Source organism: Marinobacter shunpengi, assembly GCF_045449695.1.
Taxonomy (GTDB): domain Bacteria; phylum Pseudomonadota; class Gammaproteobacteria; order Pseudomonadales; family Oleiphilaceae; genus Marinobacter.
In genome coordinates this window covers 1-22,177 of record NZ_JBJJKZ010000009.1, presented here as the reverse complement: position 1 = coordinate 22,177, position 22,177 = coordinate 1, and the positions used below count along the sequence as shown (strand labels likewise).

19 protein-coding genes are annotated in these 22,177 nt (G+C 62.9%); 12 read left to right on the top strand and 7 right to left on the bottom strand.

Annotated elements, in window-relative coordinates; translation table 11 throughout:
- Window positions 1-67: 67 nt before the first annotated feature.
- Both ACJO2E_RS06165 and ACJO2E_RS06160 read left to right on the top strand, forming a co-directional pair.
- Window positions 68-1,426, top strand: coding sequence for an alanine/glycine:cation symporter family protein (locus ACJO2E_RS06165; RefSeq protein WP_406962851.1), 1,359 nt, complete (start codon window positions 68-70; stop codon window positions 1,424-1,426).
- 221 nt (window positions 1,427-1,647) lie between these two features.
- The gene (locus ACJO2E_RS06160) at window positions 1,648-2,301 is read left to right on the top strand and encodes a peroxiredoxin (protein ID WP_406962849.1); all 654 of its coding nucleotides are present in this window, start codon (window positions 1,648-1,650) and stop codon (window positions 2,299-2,301) included.
- A gap of 134 nt (window positions 2,302-2,435) precedes the next feature.
- On the opposite strand, the gene ACJO2E_RS06155 is transcribed toward ACJO2E_RS06160, so the two are convergent.
- From ACJO2E_RS06155 to ACJO2E_RS06145, 3 genes are all read right to left on the bottom strand, one after another.
- Window positions 2,436-3,218 carry a MetQ/NlpA family ABC transporter substrate-binding protein gene (locus tag ACJO2E_RS06155; RefSeq protein WP_406962847.1) on the bottom strand — a complete coding sequence of 261 codons (783 nt, stop codon included), beginning with the start codon at window positions 3,216-3,218 and terminating at the stop codon, window positions 2,436-2,438.
- Window positions 3,219-3,467: 249 nt separating this feature from the next.
- The gene (locus ACJO2E_RS06150) at window positions 3,468-4,133 is read right to left on the bottom strand and encodes a methionine ABC transporter permease (protein WP_406962883.1); all 666 of its coding nucleotides are present in this window, start codon (window positions 4,131-4,133) and stop codon (window positions 3,468-3,470) included.
- On the bottom strand, window positions 4,133-5,140 hold the full coding sequence (locus ACJO2E_RS06145) for a methionine ABC transporter ATP-binding protein (protein WP_406962845.1): 1,008 nt from the start codon (window positions 5,138-5,140) through the stop codon (window positions 4,133-4,135). The genes ACJO2E_RS06150 and ACJO2E_RS06145 overlap by 1 nt, the downstream gene beginning before the upstream one ends.
- Before the next feature lie 224 nt (window positions 5,141-5,364).
- Between ACJO2E_RS06145 and ACJO2E_RS06140 the strand changes: the two genes are divergently transcribed.
- Window positions 5,365-6,777 carry an HDOD domain-containing protein gene (locus tag ACJO2E_RS06140; RefSeq protein ID WP_406962843.1) on the top strand — a complete coding sequence of 471 codons (1,413 nt, stop codon included), beginning with the start codon at window positions 5,365-5,367 and terminating at the stop codon, window positions 6,775-6,777.
- 24 nt (window positions 6,778-6,801) lie between these two features.
- Here ACJO2E_RS06140 and ACJO2E_RS06135 read toward each other — a convergent pair whose 3' ends face one another.
- Window positions 6,802-7,389, bottom strand: a complete 588-nt coding sequence (locus tag ACJO2E_RS06135; protein ID WP_406962841.1) for a hypothetical protein — start codon at window positions 7,387-7,389, stop codon at window positions 6,802-6,804.
- A 208-nt stretch (window positions 7,390-7,597) separates the two neighbouring features.
- On the bottom strand, window positions 7,598-9,094 hold the full coding sequence (locus ACJO2E_RS06130; protein ID WP_406962839.1) for an amidase: 1,497 nt from the start codon (window positions 9,092-9,094) through the stop codon (window positions 7,598-7,600).
- A gap of 133 nt (window positions 9,095-9,227) precedes the next feature.
- Between ACJO2E_RS06130 and ACJO2E_RS06125 the strand changes: the two genes are divergently transcribed.
- The gene (locus ACJO2E_RS06125) at window positions 9,228-10,349 is read left to right on the top strand and encodes a lytic transglycosylase domain-containing protein (protein ID WP_406962837.1); all 1,122 of its coding nucleotides are present in this window, start codon (window positions 9,228-9,230) and stop codon (window positions 10,347-10,349) included.
- Window positions 10,350-10,418: 69 nt separating this feature from the next.
- Window positions 10,419-11,126, top strand: coding sequence for a TSUP family transporter (locus ACJO2E_RS06120; protein ID WP_406962881.1), 708 nt, complete (start codon window positions 10,419-10,421; stop codon window positions 11,124-11,126).
- A gap of 13 nt (window positions 11,127-11,139) precedes the next feature.
- Here the strand turns inward: ACJO2E_RS06120 and ACJO2E_RS06115 are convergent, their stop codons facing one another.
- On the bottom strand, window positions 11,140-13,104 hold the full coding sequence (locus tag ACJO2E_RS06115; protein WP_406962835.1) for a sensor domain-containing diguanylate cyclase: 1,965 nt from the start codon (window positions 13,102-13,104) through the stop codon (window positions 11,140-11,142).
- A gap of 198 nt (window positions 13,105-13,302) precedes the next feature.
- On the opposite strand from ACJO2E_RS06115, the gene ACJO2E_RS06110 reads away from it, so the two are divergent.
- Genes ACJO2E_RS06110 through ACJO2E_RS06090 form a run of 5 tightly spaced genes read left to right on the top strand, consistent with a single transcriptional unit; the run spans window position 13,303 to window position 16,408 of the window.
- On the top strand, window positions 13,303-14,064 hold the full coding sequence (locus ACJO2E_RS06110; protein ID WP_406962833.1) for a MotA/TolQ/ExbB proton channel family protein: 762 nt from the start codon (window positions 13,303-13,305) through the stop codon (window positions 14,062-14,064).
- 19 nt (window positions 14,065-14,083) lie between these two features.
- Window positions 14,084-14,461, top strand: a complete 378-nt coding sequence (locus ACJO2E_RS06105) for an ExbD/TolR family protein (RefSeq protein WP_406962831.1) — start codon at window positions 14,084-14,086, stop codon at window positions 14,459-14,461.
- The gene (locus ACJO2E_RS06100; protein ID WP_406962829.1) at window positions 14,458-14,871 is read left to right on the top strand and encodes an ExbD/TolR family protein; all 414 of its coding nucleotides are present in this window, start codon (window positions 14,458-14,460) and stop codon (window positions 14,869-14,871) included. The genes ACJO2E_RS06105 and ACJO2E_RS06100 overlap by 4 nt, the downstream gene beginning before the upstream one ends.
- The gene (locus tag ACJO2E_RS06095; protein WP_406962827.1) at window positions 14,868-15,686 is read left to right on the top strand and encodes an energy transducer TonB; all 819 of its coding nucleotides are present in this window, start codon (window positions 14,868-14,870) and stop codon (window positions 15,684-15,686) included. The genes ACJO2E_RS06100 and ACJO2E_RS06095 overlap by 4 nt, the downstream gene beginning before the upstream one ends.
- Window positions 15,687-15,709: 23 nt before the next feature.
- A complete protein-coding gene (locus ACJO2E_RS06090) occupies window positions 15,710-16,408 on the top strand; it encodes a hypothetical protein (RefSeq protein WP_406962825.1) in 699 nt (232 codons plus the stop codon).
- A 4-nt stretch (window positions 16,409-16,412) separates the two neighbouring features.
- On the opposite strand, the gene ACJO2E_RS06085 is transcribed toward ACJO2E_RS06090, so the two are convergent.
- Window positions 16,413-19,106 (bottom strand): nitrate reductase, encoded by a 2,694-nt coding sequence (locus ACJO2E_RS06085; protein ID WP_406962823.1) that lies wholly within the window; start codon window positions 19,104-19,106, stop codon window positions 16,413-16,415.
- Window positions 19,107-19,740: 634 nt separating this feature from the next.
- Here ACJO2E_RS06085 and ACJO2E_RS06080 point away from each other — a divergent pair.
- Together ACJO2E_RS06080 and ACJO2E_RS06075 are read left to right on the top strand one after the other, a co-directional pair.
- Complete coding sequence (locus tag ACJO2E_RS06080) at window positions 19,741-21,096, top strand: CmpA/NrtA family ABC transporter substrate-binding protein (RefSeq protein WP_406962821.1); 1,356 nt, start codon at window positions 19,741-19,743, stop codon at window positions 21,094-21,096.
- A gap of 29 nt (window positions 21,097-21,125) precedes the next feature.
- Window positions 21,126-22,121, top strand: a complete 996-nt coding sequence (locus ACJO2E_RS06075; RefSeq protein ID WP_406962819.1) for an ABC transporter permease — start codon at window positions 21,126-21,128, stop codon at window positions 22,119-22,121.
- The last annotated feature ends 56 nt before the right edge of the window (window positions 22,122-22,177 follow it).

The window sequence follows — 22,177 nt, the reverse complement described above, 5'->3', positions numbered from 1 at the left end:
GATTTCAAACTGTCATATAACCCCGCGACAGAACCGCGATACGCGGGGATCGGTTACGGAGCACACCATGGAAGCAATCAGCAACGCTGTGTCCTTTATCAACGGCCTTGTGTGGGGGCCGCCCATGCTGGTCCTTATCCTCGGGGTCGGGCTATTCCTCAGCCTGGGCCTGAAACTCATGCCCATCCTCCGCCTCGGCGAAGGTTTCCGGCTGATGTGGCAGGGCCGTACCGGTGGCGATGCGGTCAAGGAAGGGGAGATTCCCCCGTTCCAGGCGCTGATGACCGCCCTGTCCGCCACCATCGGTACCGGTAATATCGCCGGCGTCGCCACCGCCGTGTTCCTGGGCGGACCGGGGGCGCTGTTCTGGATGTGGCTCACTGCCCTGGTGGGCATGGCCACCAAGTATTCCGAGGCGGTACTGGCCGTGAACTTCCGGGAAGTGGATGAACGCGGCGCCCACGTGGGCGGCCCCATGTACTACATCCGCAATGGCCTGGGCAAGAAATGGGCCTGGCTGGGGGTACTGTTCGCCATTTTCGCGGCCATTGCCGGCTTCGGCATCGGCAACACCGTGCAGGCCAACTCGGTGGCGGATGTCCTGCAGACCAACTTTGCCCTACCCCACTGGGCCACCGGCCTGATCCTGATGGTGCTGGTGGGTCTGGTACTGATCGGCGGCATCCGCCGTATTGGCCAGGTGGCCAGCGCACTGGTGCCATTGATGGCCATTTCCTACGTGGTCATCGGCCTGGCGGCGCTCGCCGTCAATGCCACTGAACTGCCGGGCGCCTTCGCCATGGTGTTCACCGATGCCTTTACCGGCACCGCCGCCGAGGGTGGCTTTGCCGGGGCAGCGGTGTGGGCCGCCATCCGCTTTGGCGTCGCCCGGGGCGTGTTCTCCAACGAGGCCGGCCTGGGCTCGGCCCCCATCGCCCACGCGGCGGCACAGACCCGCCAGCCCATCAACCAGGGCATGGTGGCCATGCTGGGCACCTTCATCGATACCATTATCGTGTGCACCATCACCGGCATGGTGATCATCACCTCCGGTGCCTGGAGCAGTGGCGAATCCGGCGCGGCCCTGACGTCCAACGCCTTTGCCCTCGGCATTCCCGGTGGCAACTACGTGGTGGCGGTTGCCCTCGCCATCTTCGCGTTCACCACCATCCTCGGCTGGTCCTTCTACGGCGAACGCAGTGTCGAGTTCCTGTTCGGCGTGAAAGCCATCGTGCCTTATCGGGTACTCTGGATCATTGCCATCCCCGTTGGTGCCACCCTGAACCTGGGCTTTGTCTGGCTGCTGGCGGATACCCTCAACGCCATGATGGCCCTTCCCAACCTGATCGCCCTGGTGCTGCTCAGCCCGGTGGTGTTCCGGCTGACCCGGGAACATTTCGAGAACCAGCGCCGGGTAGGCGGATGATCCGTTATCCGGGCGCATTAACTATGAACATTACCAAATGATATAAAACCGGCACGTCCATACCCTTGTTGAATGGACGTGCCGGTCCCATAACTCTTCAGTAAACCAGAGACTTCCGGAAACAATCCCTGAACCGGACAAGGACGGAAGCCTGAACATCGCCAACACGATGGACCATGCAGATACCTGCTGGTCGCAGTACCACCAATGGAGGAGAAGGTATGAGTTTACGTCTAGGTGACACCGCACCGGATTTTGAACAGGACAGCAGCGAAGGCACCATCCGCTTTCACGAGTGGCTGGGCGACGGTTGGGGCATCCTGTTTTCACACCCGGCGGACTTCACCCCGGTGTGCACCACGGAACTGGGCCTGACCGCGAAGCTGAAGGACGAGTTCGCCAAGCGCAACGTCAAGGCCATCGCCCTGAGCGTGGACCCGGCGGATTCCCACCGGGAATGGATCAAGGACATCAACGAAACCCAGGGCTGCGAAGTCAACTTCCCGATCATCGCGGACCAGGACCGCAAGGTGTCCGAACTGTACAACATGATCCACCCCAACGCCGATGACAGCATGACGGTTCGCTCCCTGTTCGTGATCGACCCGAACAAGAAGATCCGCCTGATCATCACCTACCCGGCCAGCACCGGACGCAACTTCAACGAAGTGCTGCGGGTGGTGGATTCCCTGCAACTGACCGACAGCCATAAGGTGGCCACCCCGGGCAACTGGGAGCGTGGCGAAGACGTGGTTATCGTGCCCTCCCTGCAGGACGAGGACGAGATCAGGGAGCGCTTCCCGAAAGGCTACAAGGCGGTCCGGTCCTACCTGCGCATGACCCCGGATCCCAAATCCAACTGGTCTGGCGAGTAAAGCCAACGGCTTACCCATTCGACTCGCCAGGGATGGCAGCGCCGTTACTGGCGCACAAAAAAGCCGGCCAGGTTTCCCTGGCCGGCTTTTTACTGTCTGCTCCGACCTGCTGGAGCCGTTGACGGGGACCGGCTTCAGAATGCCGGTACAACCGCGCCTTCGTAGTTCTCATTGATGAATTCGCGAACCGCTTCGGAATTCAGCGCATCCGCCAGCTTCTGCATGGCTTCCGAGTCCTTGTTATCCGGACGGGCCACCAGGATGTTCACGTAGGGAGAGTTGGCACCCTCAATCACCAGCGCATCCTCGGACGGGTTCAGACCGGCTTCCAGGGCGTAGTTGGTGTTGATCAGAGCCAGGTCCACCTGGTTCAGGATACGGGGCAGGGTGGCGGCTTCCAGCTCCTTGAAGTCCAGATCCTTCGGGTTCTCGGCAATGTCACGGGGTGTCGCGGTGATCTTGCTCTCATCCTTCAGGGTGATCAGACCGGCGTCCTGCAGCAGCAGGAGGGCACGACCACCATTGGTGGGATCGTTGGGAATGGCCACGGTGGCACCGTCCTCAAGCGCTTCCAGGGAATCCACCTTCTGGGAATAGGCACCAAACGGCTCCACATGGACACCGGTCACGGTCACCAGATCAGTGCCCTTGCCATCGTTGAACTCATCCAGGTACGGCTGGTGCTGGAAGAAATTGGCATCCATCCGTTTCTGGTCCACCTGGATGTTGGGCTGCACGTAGTCGGTGAACACCTTCACCTGCAGATCCACACCCTGCTCCTTCAGGCTGGGCTGGACAAACTCCAGGATCTCCGCGTGCGGCACGGCAGTCGCCGCCACGGACAGGGTTTCCTCGGCTTGGGCGCCGGAAAAGGCCGCGAAAGCGGTCAGGCCAATCAGGGTTTTCTTAAGGTTCATAGAACTCTCCCGAGTTTCAGATTGAGAAATTCAGTAATCGGAAAACAACTCCCAGGTTTGGGCGTCTCCGGGTGGGGAAGTTTTCTCCGGACCCTGGAGCGCCGGGGATGGCTCGACGCAAGCTCTACGACCGCCATGGATGGCGGAAGTGCCGATTATGCAGGAGCAAAAATCGGCCACGGACGTACTTGCGAGGCGTGTCCGGAGAAAGCTTACCGACCCGGAGACGCCTCCACCCAAGTCATTTCATTACTTGCGGCTGAAGTAAAGAACAAGCCGATCCCCCAGCATCTGCAACAACTGCACAAACACCACCAACAGAGCCACAGTAATCACCATGACATCCGTCTGAAACCGTTGATAACCGAAACGTATCGCCAGATCACCCAGACCGCCGCCGCCAACGACACCGGACATGGCCGCGTAGGACACCAGAGTAATCGCCGTCACCGTGATGCCCGCGATGATCCCCGGCAACGCCTCCGGCAGCAGGGCCCCCATGACGATCTGGCGGACATTGGCACCCATCGCCTGGGTCGCCTCGATAATGCCCCGGTCCACCTCTCGCAGGGACGTCTCCACCAGCCGGGCAAAGAAAGGCGCGCCCCCCGCCACCAGCGGCGGAATGGCCCCGGCAACACCCAGCGACGTACCAATGATCATCACCGTCACCGGAATCATCACAATCAGCAGGATAATGAACGGCACCGACCGCAACACATTCACCACAAACGACAGGATGGCATAGGCCACCGGCTGTTCCAGCAACTGGCGCTTGCCGGTCAGGAACAGCAACACCCCCACCGGCAGACCGATCAGCACACTGAACAGCAGCGACATACCCACCATCACCAGGGTGTCCCAGCTCGCCCAGCCGATCTCCATCCAGTCCACGTTACCCAGCAGTGATTCCATCATCGCACCACCTCCACATGGACATCCGCGGCATCGAACTCCGCCATCGCCTTCTCCAGGTCACCCCCCACCAGGGACAGGGTCAACTGGCCATAGGGTGTGTCCTTGATGTGATCGATACGGCCGGACAGGATGCTGAAGTCCACCCCCGAAGCCCGGGCCACATGGCCCAGTAGAGGCTGGTAGGTGCTCTCGCCCCGGAACGTCAGCCGCAGGATGCGACCGCTGGCCTGCTGGTAGTCCTGCTCCATTTCCTCCCGATCGATGTTTTCGCTCTCAAAGACAAAGTCCCGGGTGGTGGGGTGTTCGGGATGCAGGAACACGTCCGTCACCGGACCGCTCTCCACGATCCGACCGGCATCCATCACCGCCACCCGGTCGCAGATACGGCGCACCACATCCATCTCATGGGTGATCAGCACAATAGTCAGTCCCAGTTCCCGGTTGATGTCCGCCAGCAGGCGCAGCACCGACTGGGTGGTCTGCGGATCCAGGGCACTGGTGGCCTCGTCACACAGCAGGATAGTGGGGCGGCAGGCCAGTGCACGGGCAATGCCCACCCGCTGCTTCTGACCACCAGAGAGCTGCGACGGATACTTGCTGCCCTGGTCGGTGAGGCTGACCAGCTCCAGCAATTCCGCCACCCGTGAACGGATCTCCTCTTTCGAGTAGATGCCGGCAAGCTTCATGGGAAAGGCAATGTTGTCCGCCACCGTCCGTGACGAGAGTAGATTGAAGTGCTGGAAGATCATGCCCACCTTGCGTCGGAAGGCTCGCAGCTCGGCGGCATCGTAGTGGGTCACATTCTCACCATCCACCAGCACCCGGCCACCGCTGGGACGCTCCAGCAGGTTGATCAGCCGCACCAGGGTCGACTTGCCGGCACCGGAATGGCCGACAATACCGAACACCTCGCCGGTGTCGATGGTCAGGTCGGTGGCCTCCAACGCGGGGATCGCCCGGTCGCCCACCTGGTAGGATTTCTGAACCTGGTCAAGTTCAATCACAAGTCACAAACCTTACGTAAGGAAGCCTCTGAATCCGCTCCCAAGGCATTGGCCGACACCTTGTGGGCCCGGCACGAAAAGCCGCTGATTATAACGCAATCACCCGGCAAACCCGAATGTTGGATTTTGTATCCGTTCGTGTCCGGGTGCAGGGGTTCGGGCAGGAAGTGTAGTATGATTATTTAGTTTACACATGCACCTTTCCTCCGGAGGCAGCAACCATCGTGAGCGATCCCGCATCCCCAGCCACAAGGATGAACTCCACCCAGGAATGGGTCGCCTACCTCAGCCGCGTCGAACTGCCGGTGCTGGCCAACACGCTACGCCGGATCAATGAGCTGACCGACAGTGACAGCAGTACCGTCAACCAGTTGGCCGCAGTCATTATCAACGATGCCCAGCTCACCTCCCAGGTACTGCGGCTGTCCAACACCGTGTTCTACAACCAGACCCGGGTGCAGGTCAGCACCGTCAGCCGGGCCATTACCCTGATCGGGTTTGATTCGGTGAAATCCATGGCGATTTCATCCCTGATCGTGGATTCCCTGCTCAAGCGCTCCTCCCGCCCCCATCTGCTCAAGTGCCTGGCCCGCGCCATCCACGCCGCCGTCCAGGCCCGCAACCTGTTGCCCAAGGGCAACGACCAGGCCCTGGAGGAAGTCTTCATCGGCGCCCTGCTGATGAACATCGGCGAGCTGACCTTCTGGTCCTGCGACACGGAACAGGCCGCAGAGCTGGAGCACAGCCTGCGGGCGGGCACACCCGACGTGGAGGCCCAGAAGGAGATCCTCCACAGCACCTTCCCCGAGATCAGCCGTGGCCTGGCGGAGACCTGGGCCCTGGGGCCCTTTATTCGCGATGTGGTGTCCTCCGGACGCCCGGGATCCGACGCCAGCCGGCTTGCCCGTCATGCGGTGGAAATGGCGCGACTGGCGGAAGACGGCTGGCGAACGGCGGAAATGGACCAGCTGATGGATACCCTGGGGCGGGAACTGGACGAATCGCCGGCGGCGGTCCGTGACCGTGCCCGGCTGAATGCGGGGGAAGCGGGAGAGGTGGCCGTGTCCCTGGGCATCCCCCAGGTACAGTCCCTGTTGCCCGACGGATCCGGCGAAATCGAAGCACCACCACCTCCGGACATGGATACGGACCTGCAACTTCGCATCCTGCGGGAACTGGCCCAGAGCCTGACCGAAAAGCCGGACCTGAACACCGTGTTCCAGTTAGTGATGGAGGGTATCCAGCGGGGGATCGGGCTGAAACGGGTGGCCCTTCTGATGCCGGACCGGGAAGGACGCAGCCTGATACTGCGGACCTGTACCGGCCCGCAGACCGAGGGCTGGCGCAACCATTTTGTGGTGCCACGTAACGGTAGCGGTGCCCTCGGCCACCTACTGCCCCGGGACGGCTGCACCATCTACCAGCCAGATGCAAAGGCGCTGGAACAGGACTTTGACCCCTGGCTGGGCCGGGTACCCGCCCTGATTGGTCCATTGGTCACCAACGGTCGTGTCCTGGGGATGTTCTACGCCGATTTCGGAGCCAACGGCAGCGAGCCCGGCGACGAACACCTGCAGGCGTTCAGCCACTTCCTGCAACACGCCCAGCTCTGCCTGACGCTGCTCTCCGGAAAGTGACCTTCCGGGGAGCAGCCTTCCGATTCAGTGCAACGCCCGCATCTGCCGCGGGTAGAGCGCGGCGCTCACCTCCGGCTCCTCCAGCAGGTCCGCCAGTTCCCGGTCCACGTCGGTCTCCTCCCCCTCTTCGGGCAGCGGCTCGAACAGGGTGTTGAGCCAGGAGGTCACCGAGGGCGCCTCCTCACGCTCATACTCGTTGGACAGGGCTCCAATGGTGCGAAAGCCCACGATCCGCTGGTGACGGGGATCGCGGATCTGCTCGAATCCACGCCAGTAGATCCGGTCGCGGGTGTGTAGCTGAACAAACAGGGTATCGATGGGTTCAGGGCCATCCTCCTGCTCCTTGCGCACTTCCGTCTCGGGATTGCGCTGACGGATTGTGGTCCAGGCCGGGTACAGCAATGCCACCGCGTCTGCTTCAACGTGTTCACGGGCAGCGCGCAGGATCAAGGCCCACCGGGCCTTGTCGGCATCGGTTTCAAGGGAGTTGATGGGAAGGTCGTAGCTCTGCTCGCTGGAAAGGACTATGGCCATAATCGGCGCATCCAGCTCGCCCATGGCTTCCGCCTGTGCTACAGACACCAGTTCTTCGATTGCCATCGGTTGGTTCATGGTACTCGCCTCCTCGATGCCATCAGAAAGGGGAACCGGTCCGGAAACCGGCCCCGGAGAACGGGGCAGTCGCAGCCGTCACCCGTTGGGGAGCCTCCGGACCAGCCCTGCAAAGCCTTCCGTGCCCGGAGTACTCATTCACAGCATAGCCTGTTCCGGCCTCAAAAATAAACGTGGAGTTTGCGGGAGCGGATCACAAGTCCGACCGTTACCTTTCCTTTTCAGGGGCGGTTTGCCATAGCTGCTCGTAACGGCCATACCACGGCGCCGCCTCCTCGAGCTGTGCCGCCAGTTGCAGCAGGCGGCCCTCTGCCCCGTGGGGCGCCCCGAACTGGACGCCCACCGGCATACCTTTCGGGTCCCACCCCAGGGGCAGGGACATGGCCGGCGTCCCGGTGAGATTGGCCAGTTGCGTGAACGGCGTTCGCGCCAGGCTCTCCATGGCGAGGTGGTCGATCATGCCGGTGCGATGGAGCAGCTTTCCGGCATGGGCCTTCACCAGCAGCTTCGACATGACCTTCATGGCCGGCGGCAGGTCCAACTCACCAATCCGGGCCGGCGGCTGGGCCGTGGTCGGGCACAGATAGAGATCGTACCGGCTGAAATAATCACCCAGGGCACGGGCAAAGTCGTTCCACTGCTGACGCATGCGCACGTATTCCTGCAGCGGGAAACTGCGACCGAGCATGGCCAGTACGCGGCTGTCCAGCTCGAAGTCGTCCTTCGAGGCCCCCTCTGTCAGCGCCATATCGATGAATGCCGGCACCTCACCAAAATAGATACCCAGATAACAACGGGCCAGGGCCTGACCATCGATATCAGGGCTGGCTTCTTCCACCTCGTGACCCAACGACTCCAGCAGGCGTGCGGATTCCTCCACCGCCGCCACGCAGTCCGGATGCACGTCATCCCCGTACGGGGAACGGGTAAACAGACCGATACGAAGCTTGCCCGGCGGCTCACTGGCCAACTCGCTCCATGGCCGTCCAGACGCCTCGATGCGGAACGGATCGCCAACGGCAGGGCCAGCCAGCACGTCCAGCATGCCGGCACAGTCCCGGACGGTACGGGTCAGCACGTGGTTGTCCGCCGCCCCCAGCCAGCTTTCCCCGGTGTGGGGCCCCCAGGACACCCGCCCCCGGGACGGCTTCAACCCCACCAGGCCGTTGTAGGCGGCGGGAATACGGATGGAACCGCCACCGTCATTGGCGCCGGCTACCGGCACGATACCCGCGGCCACGGCCGCCCCGGAACCACCACTGGAACCCCCGGGGGTGTGGTCACGGCTCCAGGGGTTCCTGCTTGGCCCCCACAGTTCCGATTCGGTAATGGCCTTGAGACCGAATTCCGGGGTGGCGGTGCGGCCAAGGAAGACCAGCCCCGCCTCCCGGGCCCGGATCACATAGTCCGAATCCTCCGCCATCACCCGGCGACGAAGACCCAGGCTGCCCATGGTACAGGGCTGCCCGGCCTGCTCCTGGCCCAGGTCCTTGAGTAACATCGGGACACCCCCGAACACCCCCTCGGCTTCAGGCTGCTGTCGGGCTTCCTCGTACTGGGGCAGACAGATGGCATTGAGGCCAGGATTCTGTTCCTCCGCACGGGAAACTGCCGCCTCTATCACCTCGGACCGCTTTAGTTCTCCCCGTCGCACCAGGTCCGCCAGGCCGGTGGCATCGTACTGCAGGTATTCGGAAGGTGTCATGGAGTTAATCCGTTGTTATTGGGATTTGAAAAACCGTTAGGGTATACCTTGCGCACTACGTCAATGAGTTTATCAGTAGTTATGCGATACGCCGATAAACCGAGCACACCGCTGGATAACGTAAGGCCCATTTATGCATCACCCTTACCGACAGAGCCGCTTTTCCATGGTTGTGGGGCTGATGATCCTGTATGTCCTGCCCATAACATCCTATGGCACCACCGCCCCGGTGGAAGACTGGCAGGCCATCATCCGCGATACGCCTTACTGGGACAGCCAGGGAGTCTACAGCAATATCCTCGACATCCGCCGCTGGGTACTGGAGGAGTCCGGCTACTGCACCAACCAGGAGCGGCACCTGCTGTTTGATCACCGGGGGCGGTTCATTGGCTATACCAGCGATGGTGCAACCCGTGCGGAAACCCAGAAACGCCTGAATGAGCAACGGGAGAAGCTGGCGCGGCAAGGTCGCGCCACCGGCTGGACCCCCGGTGATGCCACCACCACCGGTTACCCCTTCGCCCTGGCCTGCGACCAGCCCCATGCCCGCCTGGACGAGGCCCGCAACCGCTACCTGGGAAAAGACACCGATGCCAGGCTCTGGGGGCGGTGGGATAACCTGGATTTCGCCACGCAGGAGAACCCCGGCGCCCTCCACGACGCCCTGGTTTATGTCCATGGCACCCGCAGCCGCCAGCAGCAACAGTCACTGCCGCCCGAACTGCCCCGCTACCTGGCCGGTATGATGATGATTGAAAGTGGTGGGCGTACCCGGGCCCATTCCGCCGCCGACGCCAAGGGCATCATGCAACTGACACCCCAGGTATTGTCGGACTGTGGCGTGGCCCCCCGTAACCACTGGCACCGCCTGGCCCAACTGGACTGCGCCATGAAGCTGATGAGCCAGAACGCCCGCATCCTGGAGCCGGCCATCAACACGGCCTTTGCGGAGCTGCCCCAGGCAAAACGCCAGCGACTGTTCACCCTGCTGCTGATCCAGGCCTACCACGGCGGTGCCACTCGCGTCCTCCGGCTGCTGGAGGATGACGACCTGAACGGCCCCGCCCGGTACTTCGCCGGGCACCACGAACGCTTCACCGCCGGTGATATCGCCTTCGGCATGATCTTCCATAACCTGGGTCGGGATCGACTGGGTCTGGCATCCCTGTATTATGTGGCGGATGTGGAACTGGCGACCCAGGCCATCTGCGAGGAACCGGACCTGGCCCAAACCCCGTTCTGCCAATCGCCCTGAACCTGTCCGGAGGATGTCTTGCCGCCATTCCTGCCTCCGGGGCTGAGCCCCGATATTGCCATATTGCTGATGGCCTGCTCCGCGTTCACCTCCATGGTGACGGCGGCCCTGGGCGCCGGAGGCGGTGTCATGCTGCTGGCGCTGATGGCCATGTGGATACCGCCGGCGGCGGTCATTCCGGTGCACGGTATGATCCAGCTGGGTTCCAACGCCGGGCGCATGACCCTGGCCTGGCGCCATATTGACTGGCGGGTGATCGCCGCTTTCGCGCCGGGCGTGGTCCTGGGCGCCGTGGCGGGCAGTCTGGTGCTGGTACAACTGCCTCCCTGGGCCTGGCAGGTGACCATCGCCCTGTTTGTGCTCTATCTTTGCTGGGGTCCGAAACTACCTGCCCTGGCACTGGGCCGGGGCGGGATCCTGGCGGCCTCGGCACTGACCAGTTTCATCTCCCTTTTTGTGGGGGCCACCGGCCCGCTGGTAGCGGCGTTCATCAAGCAGATTCACACGGAACGCTTCACCACCGTGGCCACGTTTGCCACCGCCATGACCCTGCAGCACCTGCCCAAGGCCGTGGTGTTCGGGTTCGCGGGCTTTGTGTTCCGGGACTGGATCGGATTCCTCGCCGCAATGATCGCCTGCGGCTTTGCCGGCACCTGGCTGGGACTGCGGCTGCTGAACCGGCTGGGCAACCGGGCCTTCGGCCAGTTCTTCAATATCCTGCTGACACTGCTGGCAATGCGCCTGCTGTGGCTGGCCTGGCTACAGTGGGCAGGATGAAACCGTCAACCGATCAGTCATCCTTCGGTGCGGACACCGTCACCACCTGGTTACGCCCCTGGGCCTTGGCGGCATAGGCGCCCTCGTCGGCCCTCGCCATCAACTCCTTGGGACCATTGTCGCCGGCGGTCAGTTCGGTGAGACCAATACTGGCGGTGACTCCGAAGCTCTTACCGTCCTGATAAAGCCGCAGTGCTTCGATGTCCCTCCGCACCTGTTCCGCCAACGCCCTGGCCCGGTCCAGACCACAGGCCGGCAGCAGAATGGCAAATTCATCACCGCCAAGACGCGCGACCACATCCGACTGGCGAACCGACTGGCGAAGGATATCCGCAAGCCTGCGTAGCAACTCATCACCGAGCAGATGCCCGCCCTGATCGTTCACTGGCTTGAAATGGTCCAGGTCGATCATCATCACCACAGAGTGTGTCTGCAGGCTGGGGGCCTGCCCCAGCCATTTCACCAGTTCCGCTGCAAAAGCCCTGCGGTTGAGCAGGGAGGTCAGGCCGTCATGGGTGGCCTGCCAGGAGAGCTGCTTTTCCTGACGGCGGCGTTCGCTGTCATCCCTGATGACAAACACCAGTCGCTCATCCGGCTCTCCACGGCTGACATGGAGCGTAGTGACCTCCACATCGAACGCCTGTTGCTGTTTATTTCTCAGCACACCGTCCATGCCCTGGATCTCGTCACTGGTCAGGAAGTGGGCGGCGCTCCACTCCTCCTGCTCGGTCTCGAAGGACACCAGTTGGAAAAGCGATTGTCCCTCAAGACGTCCGGAAGTACCGATAAAGGTTTCCGTTGCCGGGTTGGCGTAGCGGATATTGCCGAGGGTGTCGGTCATGATGATGCCTTCGTACAGGGCACCCAGGATGCTCTCGGCCCGCTGTCGCTCCGCCCGCAGACGGGCTTCCACTTCGGTACGGTCGGAGAATACCCGGTTGAAGGCTTCTGCCAGATCACGAATTTCCCGGTAACCACCAGCGTCAACCGGACTGTCTCGCAACCCCAGGTGGCGGTCGCGGATCTGGTCCGCCACTTCCCCCAGGGGGTTGAGATAACGCCGGAACAGCCAGACAGCCAGGGGTAGCAGGATCAGTACCGCCACGGCGGCCGTCAGTGCCAGGGCTTCCCGCAGTCGGTTGGCCGGTGCATAGGCGTCGTCCAGCGGCCATGTGACCGCCACGAACCAGGGCGCCATGTTGAGCTGCTGCACCGCCACCATCACTTCCTTACCGTGCCGGTTCCGGGTATGGACCACCCCCTCGAAACCGTCCATGGCACCCATGGTAGCCTGGTTTACCATGGAAACCGACTGGATGCCCTTGACCTTATCCTCCTGCGCGAGCAGCAACCCGGAACGGCTGGCCACGATGATATAGCCATCGTTGCCGATGGCAGTCCTGCTGACCTCACTGAGAAAGTTGCTGGATGTCAGGTCGATAAACCCCGCAAACAGGCCGACAAAACTCCTGTTGTGATCGAATACCGGGGCGGTCATCACCACGCTGGGGTGCCCGGTGGCGTGGGAGGTGAAGGGCTCGGAGATCTGCGGCGCCAACTGGGCCACGGTATCCCGGAAATAGGCGCGATCGGACAGGTTCATGCCCACCAGGTCGACCATGTTCGGGTATTCCTCCAGCAGGACACCTTCCTCATCCACCAGGAATATGTTCCGGAACAGGTGGCGCAGGGGTTGCTGGCGCTCCATCAGCAGTGAGGAAAAATTGCGGAACGAGGCACTGTCCATGCTCATGGTATCCGCCGCCTCGGTAAGCACATTGAAGCGCACGATCAGTTTGCGATCCAACTCATAGGCCACCATCCTGGCGACCGTTTCCACCTGATTGCGGGCCTGCCTTTCGAGCTCTTCCCGGCTGATCACCATATTGAACAGCGTGACCAACACCACCGTCAGTACGATGGCGCCAACGAACAGGACAACGCCACGGTTGGCCAGTCGATCAAACCATGCCCGCATTGAAACGTTCCCCAGTTGGTATCGGCGGCGTCATAAACATCGTCGGTAGAACATAACCCCTGTGAAATCCTGACGTGGTATCAACAGTCTATCAGAGCAACGCAGGTCTGCCTGCCGGGTAAAGCGGGTTTCACTGGATGCCACCAATAAAAATTGTTATCGTTTGCGTTCAATCTTCTTCCCATCAGGATAGTGACCATGCCTGAACATCCAGACCTGACTGCCCTGGGGTCCCCGCTGGAAAACCTGGTCGCCATGGGCGGCCCGGTCATGTACGTGCTGATCGCACTGGCGGTTCTGGGGCTGCTGACGTTCTTTTACCTGACCCTCACCGGTGCCCTGTTCGCGCCACGCTCCGGAGGCCGGGTCCGTCGGGACGTGGCACAGTGGAAGCAGGCCGGGGGCGGCCAACCACCCCGCCCGTCCGGCTCATTCCTGGCCCGCTGCAATCCCATGGTCTCGCTGACACAACGGGCCATGGCGGGTGTCAGCAATGGCGAACCCACTGACGCACTGAGGGAAAACCTCGCCCAGGGCGCCCAGAAGGCACTGCAACCGTTTGAAGCCCCCCTCAAGATCATTGAAGTGATTGCCGCCCTGGCCCCGCTGCTGGGCCTGCTGGGCACGGTCATGGGCATGATGGAGGCGTTCAGCGCCATGGCAACCACCGAGGGCCGCGCCAGTGCCAGCCAGCTCAGTGGCGGTATCTACGAAGCCCTGACCACCACCGCCGCCGGCCTGGTCATTGCCATTCCCTTTGCTGCTATTGCCGCCTGGGCGGAGTTTCGCCTGCGCCGGCTCAACAGTCATATGAATGAGCGCCTGCTGGATATCCTCAATGTAGCCACCGTGGCCGTGCCGGACCAGGCTGACAAGGAACCTTCACGGCAGACTGGCAGGTCCCCGGAGGAAACCCGGGAGTCCTACCAGCCGACCCGGGTTGCCCATGCCGCTGGTTAAACCCAGGCCCGCACGCCCCATGCCCATACGGATGACGCCGCTGATCGACGTGGTGTTCATCCTGCTGGTGTTCTTCATGGTGACCAGCTACCTGTTGCCCACCGGCTATCTGGAGCTGGAGAACGACACCTCGACCAGTCGGGACGCCGACGGTGAGCCATTACCGCAACTGCAACTGCTGGCCGGTGGTGAAATCCGCTGGCAGGACCAGGACTGGCAGGTGGACGAACTCAGCCGGCAACTGGTCAGCACCGGCCAGCGGGATGTCAGGCTGGCCACCGACGGTGATGTTCCCCTGGAGCGCTTTACCCTCACCCTGAGCACACTGGACAACGCCGGCATCAACGCCCAGTGGAAACGCTCAACGCCCGAAAGCAAGACAACGCCGCAACCATGACGCCATTGACCCCGGAACCCTTCGAGGACAGCAAGTCGCTGCTGGAAAGGGTGGAAGACAGCCTGCTGCCGTTGATCAACCTGGTTTTCCTGCTGCTGATGTTCTTTATCGTGGCGGGACAACTGACGGATACCTCCCTGCCGGAACTGCCGGAAATGGCCTCATCGGAAGCCGGCGAAGAGCCTGAAGCGGACCTGGTGGTCAACGATAAAGGCCAGTTCCTGGTGGCCAACGAACCGGTCACCCTGGATCAACTCGCCGGCGTGTTACCGGTACCGGACGAAACCGAAGACCCCCTGCGTATCGGCGCCTCCGGCGAAACAGCCATGGATGAACTGGAGAAACTCTTCCGCGCCCTGGAGGAGCAGGGCCATGAGGAAGTGATCCTGCTGACGGAGCCGGCGGAATGAACCATACCGCCCGCGCCCTGATCCTGGCCACGGCACTGGTGCTCACCGCCATCACCCTGTGGCTGGCCATGCCGTCGGTGCCCACCCTGGAACTGAAAACCCGGGGCAATGCCGATGTCACCACACCGGCCCTGAAAGTGTCGCTTGCCGGGGGCACCCCGGCACCCGAGCCGGTGGAGGAGCCCCCTCAGCCCGCTCCGGTTCCCGAGCCCGTGCCGGACCCCCAACCGGAGCCGGAACCCGAACCAGAGCCCGAACCCGAACCTGAGCCCGAACCCGAACCTGAGCCCGAACCGGAACCGGAGCCCGAACCTGAGCCGGAACCGAAGCCTCAACCTGAACCAAAGCCGGAGCCTCCCCCCGAACCCCAACCGCAACCGGAGGAGCCCAGGGAAACGGAGGTTTCCGATAGCACCGTCACCGCTACGGTCGAAGCGGAAGCCGCGGTTAACACACCAGCCCCTGACGCCGGAGCCGATCTGGCAACCCAGCAGGAGCAGGTGGAACTGGTGGCTGGCGACGACGAGTCCGTGGATCAGTACCTGAGCGACCTGAGCCGGCATCTGTCCCGGTACCGGGAGTATCCCCGTCGGGCCCGACGTCTGGGCCAGGAGGGCACCCCGGTGGTGGAGTTCGAGTTTGACCGCAACGGCAAGCTGCTGGAAGCCCGCCTGCGGGACTCATCGTCTCACCGGCTGCTGGATCAGGCCGCCATCCAGCTACTGCGGGACGCCAGCCCGTTACCGGAAGTGCCCGATTCCATGGTCGGCAAGAGCTTTACCTACACCCTCCCGGTAGGGTACAAGTTGCGTTAATCCGTAACGCGATTTCATCCCCCATGACGCTTGATCCCAAAACCGGCCGGGCCATTGCCCGGCTGATGTGCACCACCACCCGCGACATCCTCTGGTCCAGCTACCGTGACCGGTTGCGCCAGACCCGCCCGCGCAGCCACCTGGAGTGCCGCACCGGCAGCGGTCGCGCCACCTATCACCGCTACGATCACCGCAACCAGCACCACCTGATTACCTATGGTGTAGGCATGGTCATGGCCAAGCAGGCGCCGGAAACCGCCGCCAGCTGGCTCTCCACCCGCGAGATCCGCAGCCGGGGCTATTTCGGTGGTGAAGTATCGGTGCTGAACCTGCTGGCCCATACCTGTACCCACGAGTTTGCCCACCTGTTACAGCAGCACGCCGGCAAGCGGTACCACGGCTCGGTCCACAACCAGGATTTCTATCGTTTACTGGATCAGCTCAACGAGGATGGCCTGGCAACCCGGACCCGCGAACGCCTGGCCGACCTGGCCCAACGCCAGGGCCTGGCCCTGGATGACGGCCCCATGGTCATGCCCTGCCAGCAAACCCAGGCATCGCAGTGGCAGCCGGGAGACCCGGTGCGCTTCGGGGAGGGTCGTTCAGCCCGGGAGGGGCGGATCCTTCGGGTCAACCGCAAGACCTGCACGGTGGAAGGCACCGGCGCCTCCAGGGGCCTGAGGTTCCGGGTGCCCTTTGTCATGCTGGAGACGATGGAGTAAAGCGTCAGGACGCCGCCCCGGCGGGTTCCGGCGCACCGGCGGCCAGGCACGCCTTGAGTTCCGGTATACAGGAGCCACAGTTGGTGCCGCACTTCAGTTGCCGGCCCAGGGCTTCCACGTCGGCGGCCCCGTCCCGGATCGCCGCCTCGATCTGTCGCTCACCCACCCCGAAACAGCTACATACCAGCGGCCCGACATCGGCCACCTCCACATCCCGGGCGGACAGCAGCCCCCGCCGTTCCTGGCGGCTCAGGGTGCGGCCATCGAACAGCGACGACAGCCAGCCCACATCCGGCAGGTCGTTGGCGTCACGGGCCACCACAAGCACGCCCTGGAGACGTCCGTCCACCAGCCTGGCCGCCCGATAGACGCCGGAGGCGCTGTCCTCCAGTACCAGGTCGGGCACGCCACCAAGCCATCGGGTTACCTGACGTTGCCAGGCCACGGGTTCACAGCCGGCCACCCACCAGGCGTCGCAATGTTCCATGGGCACCCGGGTCCAGTAGTCCGCCTGCCAGCCGCCGGGAGCATTACGGGGCCGAAGCAGGCGACCGTGCCAGGTGGCCTGTACCGGCCTGACCGACACCACGCCATACTTGGATTCCGGCTGCCCGGAGACCGGATCGGTGACCGGGGCAATCAGCGAGCTGGCCAGGGCGCTTTGGCTAAACTGGTTGTTCCAGTGGATAGGCACGAACACTTCACCGGGGCGCTGGCCCGGTTCGGCCCGCACCCGCCCCAGGAAGTCGCCACTACCATCACGGCTGGCCAGGCGTGCCAGTCCGCCCGCACTCAGTCCCAGGCGATCCAGGTCATCCGGATGCAGGTCGATAAAGGGCTCGGAACGGTGCTGCACCAGGCGCGGTGAGCGGGCCGTGCGGGTCATGGTGTGCCATTGGTCGCGGATGCGACCGGTATTGATGATCATTTCCCGGACCCGCTCCGGCCTGGCGTCCGGCAGTCTCGGCTGCACCGGCACGAAACGGGCGCGGCCATCAGTGGTGCTGAAACGACCGTCGGTGAACAGCCGGGGGCGCCCGGTCGGATTGGCCTCGGTGACCGGCCACTGGATGGGGGCCAGTTCCTCATACCCCTCATCGGTGAGGTCGGCCAGGGCCGACAGGTTGAACTGGCGCTCGCCCTGATTGTCCAGCGCCGATAACCGGGCATGCTCCCGAAACACGTCCGCCGCGTTGGTCCAGCGGAAGGCATCCCGGTAACCCAGGCGCTGCCCCACCTCCGCCAGTATGCGCCAGTCGGGGCGGGCCTCGCCGGCAGCGGGCAGGAACCGGCGCTGGCGCGACACACGCCGTTCCGAATTGGTGACGGTGCCATCCTTCTCGCCCCAACCTTCCGCCGGCAACAGCACATCCGCCAGCTCGGTGGTATCAGTCTGGGCAATACAGTCTGAGACGATCACCACCGGGCAGTGTTTCATGGCCTCGCGGATCCGGGGGGAATCCGGCAGGCTCACCGCCGGGTTGGTACCCATCACCCAGAGTACCTTGATCTCACCACGGTGCACCGCGTCAAACAGCTCCACGGCCTTGTGTCCCGGAGCCTCGGGAATCCGGTCGGAACCCCAGAACCGACCGATCCGCTCCCGGGCACCGGGGGTATCGTATTCCATATGCGCTGCCAGGGTATTGGCCAGCCCGCCTACCTCACGTCCGCCCATGGCATTGGGCTGGCCGGTCAGGGAGAAGGGGCTGGCACCGGAGCGACCGATGCGCCCGGTGGCCAGGTGGCAGTTGATGATCCCGTTGCCCTTGTCGGTACCCGCCGAGCTCTGGTTAACGCCCTGGGAGAAGGCAGTCACGGTACGCTCGGTATCGGCAAACCAGCGGTAGAAGGTCACCACGTCCTGTTCCGGCAGGTCACAGATCTCCGCCACCTGCTGGGGCGCGAAGGCGCTGGCCCGCGCCGCCGCCAGGGCCTCGTCAAAGCCATTGCAGTGCTGTCCGATGTAATGGCTGTCCAGTGCCCCGGTATCCGCCAGCCACACCAGCAGGCCGTTGAAAAGCACGGTATCAGTACCCGGTTTCAGGGCCAGGTGCAGGTCTGCCAGCTCGGCGGTGGCGGTGCGCCTGGGGTCGATGACCACCACCCGCCGCCCCGGACGGTCCGCAGCCTTCATGCGCTGGTAGAGCACCGGATGGTTCCAGGCGGCGTTGCTGCCGGTAAGCACCAGCAGGTCCGCCAGTTCCAGGTCCTCGTAGCAGCCCGGCACCACATCCTCACCAAAGGCCCGCTTGTGAGCGGCTACCGCCGAGGACATGCACAGTCGGGAATTGGTGTCCACGTGGGGGGTGCCGATAAAGCCCTTGGCCAGCTTGTTGGCGGCGTAGTAGTCCTCAGTCAGCAACTGGCCGGACAGGTAGAAGGCCACCGATTCCGGACCGTGGTTTTCTACCGCCGCGCGAATGGCGCCGGCAACCTCGTCCAGCGCCCGGTCCCAGGTGACCCGACTGCCCAGGACCCGGGGGTAGAGGGTCTGCCCCTGGCTGCCGGTGGTTTCGTGCAGGCTGGAGCCCTTGACGCAAAGCCGGCCATGGTTCGCCGGGTGCGAGGTATCACCCGCCACCGGGGGTCCGCCTGCCGCCTGGTCGTCGGAATGGGGTGTGGCCAGCACGCCGCAACCCACACCACAGTATGGGCAGGTCGTCCGACGCGGTTGTTGGAGGTTCTGGTTGCTCACGGTCGCTCCGCAAATTCCCTGTGTCCAGTGGCCGGACAAAAAAAACCCGACGGCCCTGTACCCTCAGGGAGTCTGGTCTGACTCCGGGAACAGCTCCGTCGGGCTTCGTTGCCCGCTCTCATCCCGCCCGAGCTTGGTATCACTGGCGGAACATCAAATTGCTTGCCCTCAATATCAAGCAAGAATGGTTCCACAGCCCGCTTTGAGCACTCTTCCGGAAGGCCCATATCGGTAAATGCCCGTGGCATCAGGTCATTACGGAAGTCGATCCGCCCTATAAGGAAGGGCGTAAGGCCCGACCCCGGCCCGATCCTCACCACTTGCCGCACATGACTGGTGCGTAGCGCTCGAAAATGCACCGCCGATCCCCGCGATGATCCCGCCAGAAAACTGCCGGAAATTTGCACGGCGCTGTTTTACAAGGGAATTCAGAACTGGCACAGGTTCTGCAATGTCCTGGGCAAGAGCAGGCCCAATGGCGTGGCCTGTTCCGGGAGTCCCCGCGCATGTCCCGGGGATCCCACTGACATTCTGACTGATCTGCAGACATTGGCGTCTGTCTCCCTGGAAACCGGGGGACAGGCGCTTTTTTTTGGGCGAAGAATCGAGTGAAAGACGTTTGGGGGAAGCAATAATGAAACGGAATCTGATACTGGCAGCGTCCCTGGTCCTCGGACTGACGGGCACCGCCCACGCCGAAATCGGCCCGGCGGAAAAGCCGGACCTGAAACTGGGCTTCATCAAGCTGACGGATATGGCCCCCCTGGCAGTGGCCTGGGAGCAGGGCTTCTTCATGGACGAAGGGCTGTTCGTGGAGCTGGAGGCCCAGGCCAACTGGAAGGTGCTGCTGGACGGAGTCATCACTGGTGAGCTGGACGGCGCTCACATGCTGGCGGGCCAGCCGCTGGGCGCCAGCATCGGCTACGGCACCCAGGCCGACATTATTACCGCGTTCAGTATGGATCTGAACGGCAACGGTATCACCGTTTCCAACGATGTCTGGGAGATGATGCAGCCGCAGATCCCCGACAATGCCAATGGCAATCCGCAACATCCCATCAGCGCCAGCACCCTGTTGCCCGTGGTTGAGCAGTACCGGGACAACGGCGAGCGCTTCCGCATGGGCATGGTGTTCCCGGTGTCCACCCACAACTATGAACTGCGTTACTGGCTGGCGGCAGGCGGCCTGAATCCCGGTTTCTATGCCCCGCAACGGGGTGACACCAGTGGCACCCTGGAGGCAGACGTGCACCTGTCCGTGACCCCGCCGCCGCAAATGCCCTCCACTCTCGAGGCCGGCACTATCCAGGGGTACTGCGTGGGCGAACCCTGGAACCAGCAGGCGGTGTTCAAGGGCATCGGCGTGCCGGTGATCACCGACTACGAGATCTGGCCCAACAATCCGGAGAAAGTCTTCGGTGTCACCGAACAGTGGGCCGAGGAGAATCCGAATACTCACCTGCGTCTGCTGCGGGCGCTGATCCGTGCTGCCCACTGGCTGGATGAGAACGACAACGCCAACCGGGATGAGGCGGTGGAGATCCTGGCCCGCTCCCAGTACGTGGGTGCGGATGAGGACGTCATCGCCAACTCCATGACCGGCACCTTCGAGTATGAAAAAGGCGACGTACGGAAAGTACCGGACTTCAACGTGTTCTTCCGCTACTACGCCACCTATCCCTATCCGTCGGACGCCATCTGGTACCTGACCCAGATGCGCCGCTGGGGGCAGATTCCCGAGGCCAAGCCGGATGACTGGTATATGAAGACCGCGAAGGAAGTCTATCGGGCCGACATCTATGCAGAGGCCGCCCGTTCGCTGATTGAGGACGGCATGCTTTCTGCGGATGACTTCCCGGACCTGGAGGCGGAGAACTTCGAGCGGCCTCACCAGGGTGAACTGATCGACGGTGTCGCCTTCACCCCCCGTGAGCCCAACGCTTACATCGACAGTTTCGAGATCGGCCTGAAGGGCGACGACACGCCCTGACGCCGGAACGACAATGAGGGAGAACGGCTATGAGCACCCTGAGCCAAACCAGTCCATCCACGGGGGGCAGCCGATGGCTGGCCGCCCTGGCGGAGCTTTTCAACCCGCGCCAACTGGCATCGAAAGCGCAGCAACTGCTGTTGCCGCTGCTGGGCATTCTGCTATTCCTCGGGTTCTGGCACCTGGCCGCTCCACAGGTTCAGACGTCCCTGGGCGCTTTCCCGGGGCCGGCGGATGTGACGGAGCAGGCCGGCGCCCTCTGGCAGGAGCACCAGGACCAGCGAGCCCGGGCGGACAAGTTCATCACCATGCAGGAGCAGCGTAACGAACGCATCCTGGCGGACAATCCGGATGCGGTGGTGAAGATTCGCGACTATCCCGGCGCTCCCACCTTTATCGATCAGATCGGTACCAGTCTGGTGACGGTGCTGGCGGGGTTTGCCCTGGCCACGGTCATTGCGGTGCCCCTGGGCATTGTGATCGGGCTGAACCGCCATGTGAATGCGGCCATCAATCCGCTGATCCAGGTGTTCAAGCCGGTGTCGCCACTGGCCTGGCTACCGCTGGTGACCATGGTGGTATCGGCCACCTATGTCAGTGACGATCCGATGTTCGAGAAGGCCTTCCTGACCTCGATGTTCACGGTAACCCTGTGCAGTCTGTGGCCGACGCTGATCAATACCAGTTTCGGGGTGGCAGCGGTGAATCCGGACCTGGTGAATGTATCCAAGGTTTTGCGCCTGTCGTTCTGGACCCATGTGCGCAAGGTGGTGCTGCCGTCTTCGATTCCGATGATTTTTACCGGTCTGCGGGTGTCGTTGGGCATTGCCTGGATGGTGCTGATTGCGGCGGAGATGCTGGCGCAGAATCCGGGGCTCGGCAAGTTCGTCTGGGATGAGTTCCAGAATGGCAGCAGCGAGTCCCTTAGTCGGATCATGGTGGCGGTGCTGGCCATCGGGTTTATTGGGTTTCTGCTGGATCGGGGGATGTTGCTGATTCAGCGCAAGGTGGCCTGGAACGAATAGTTTTTTGTTATGGAGCACGCCGCAGTGAGTGGGGGAGCCGGTTGCCGGACACACCG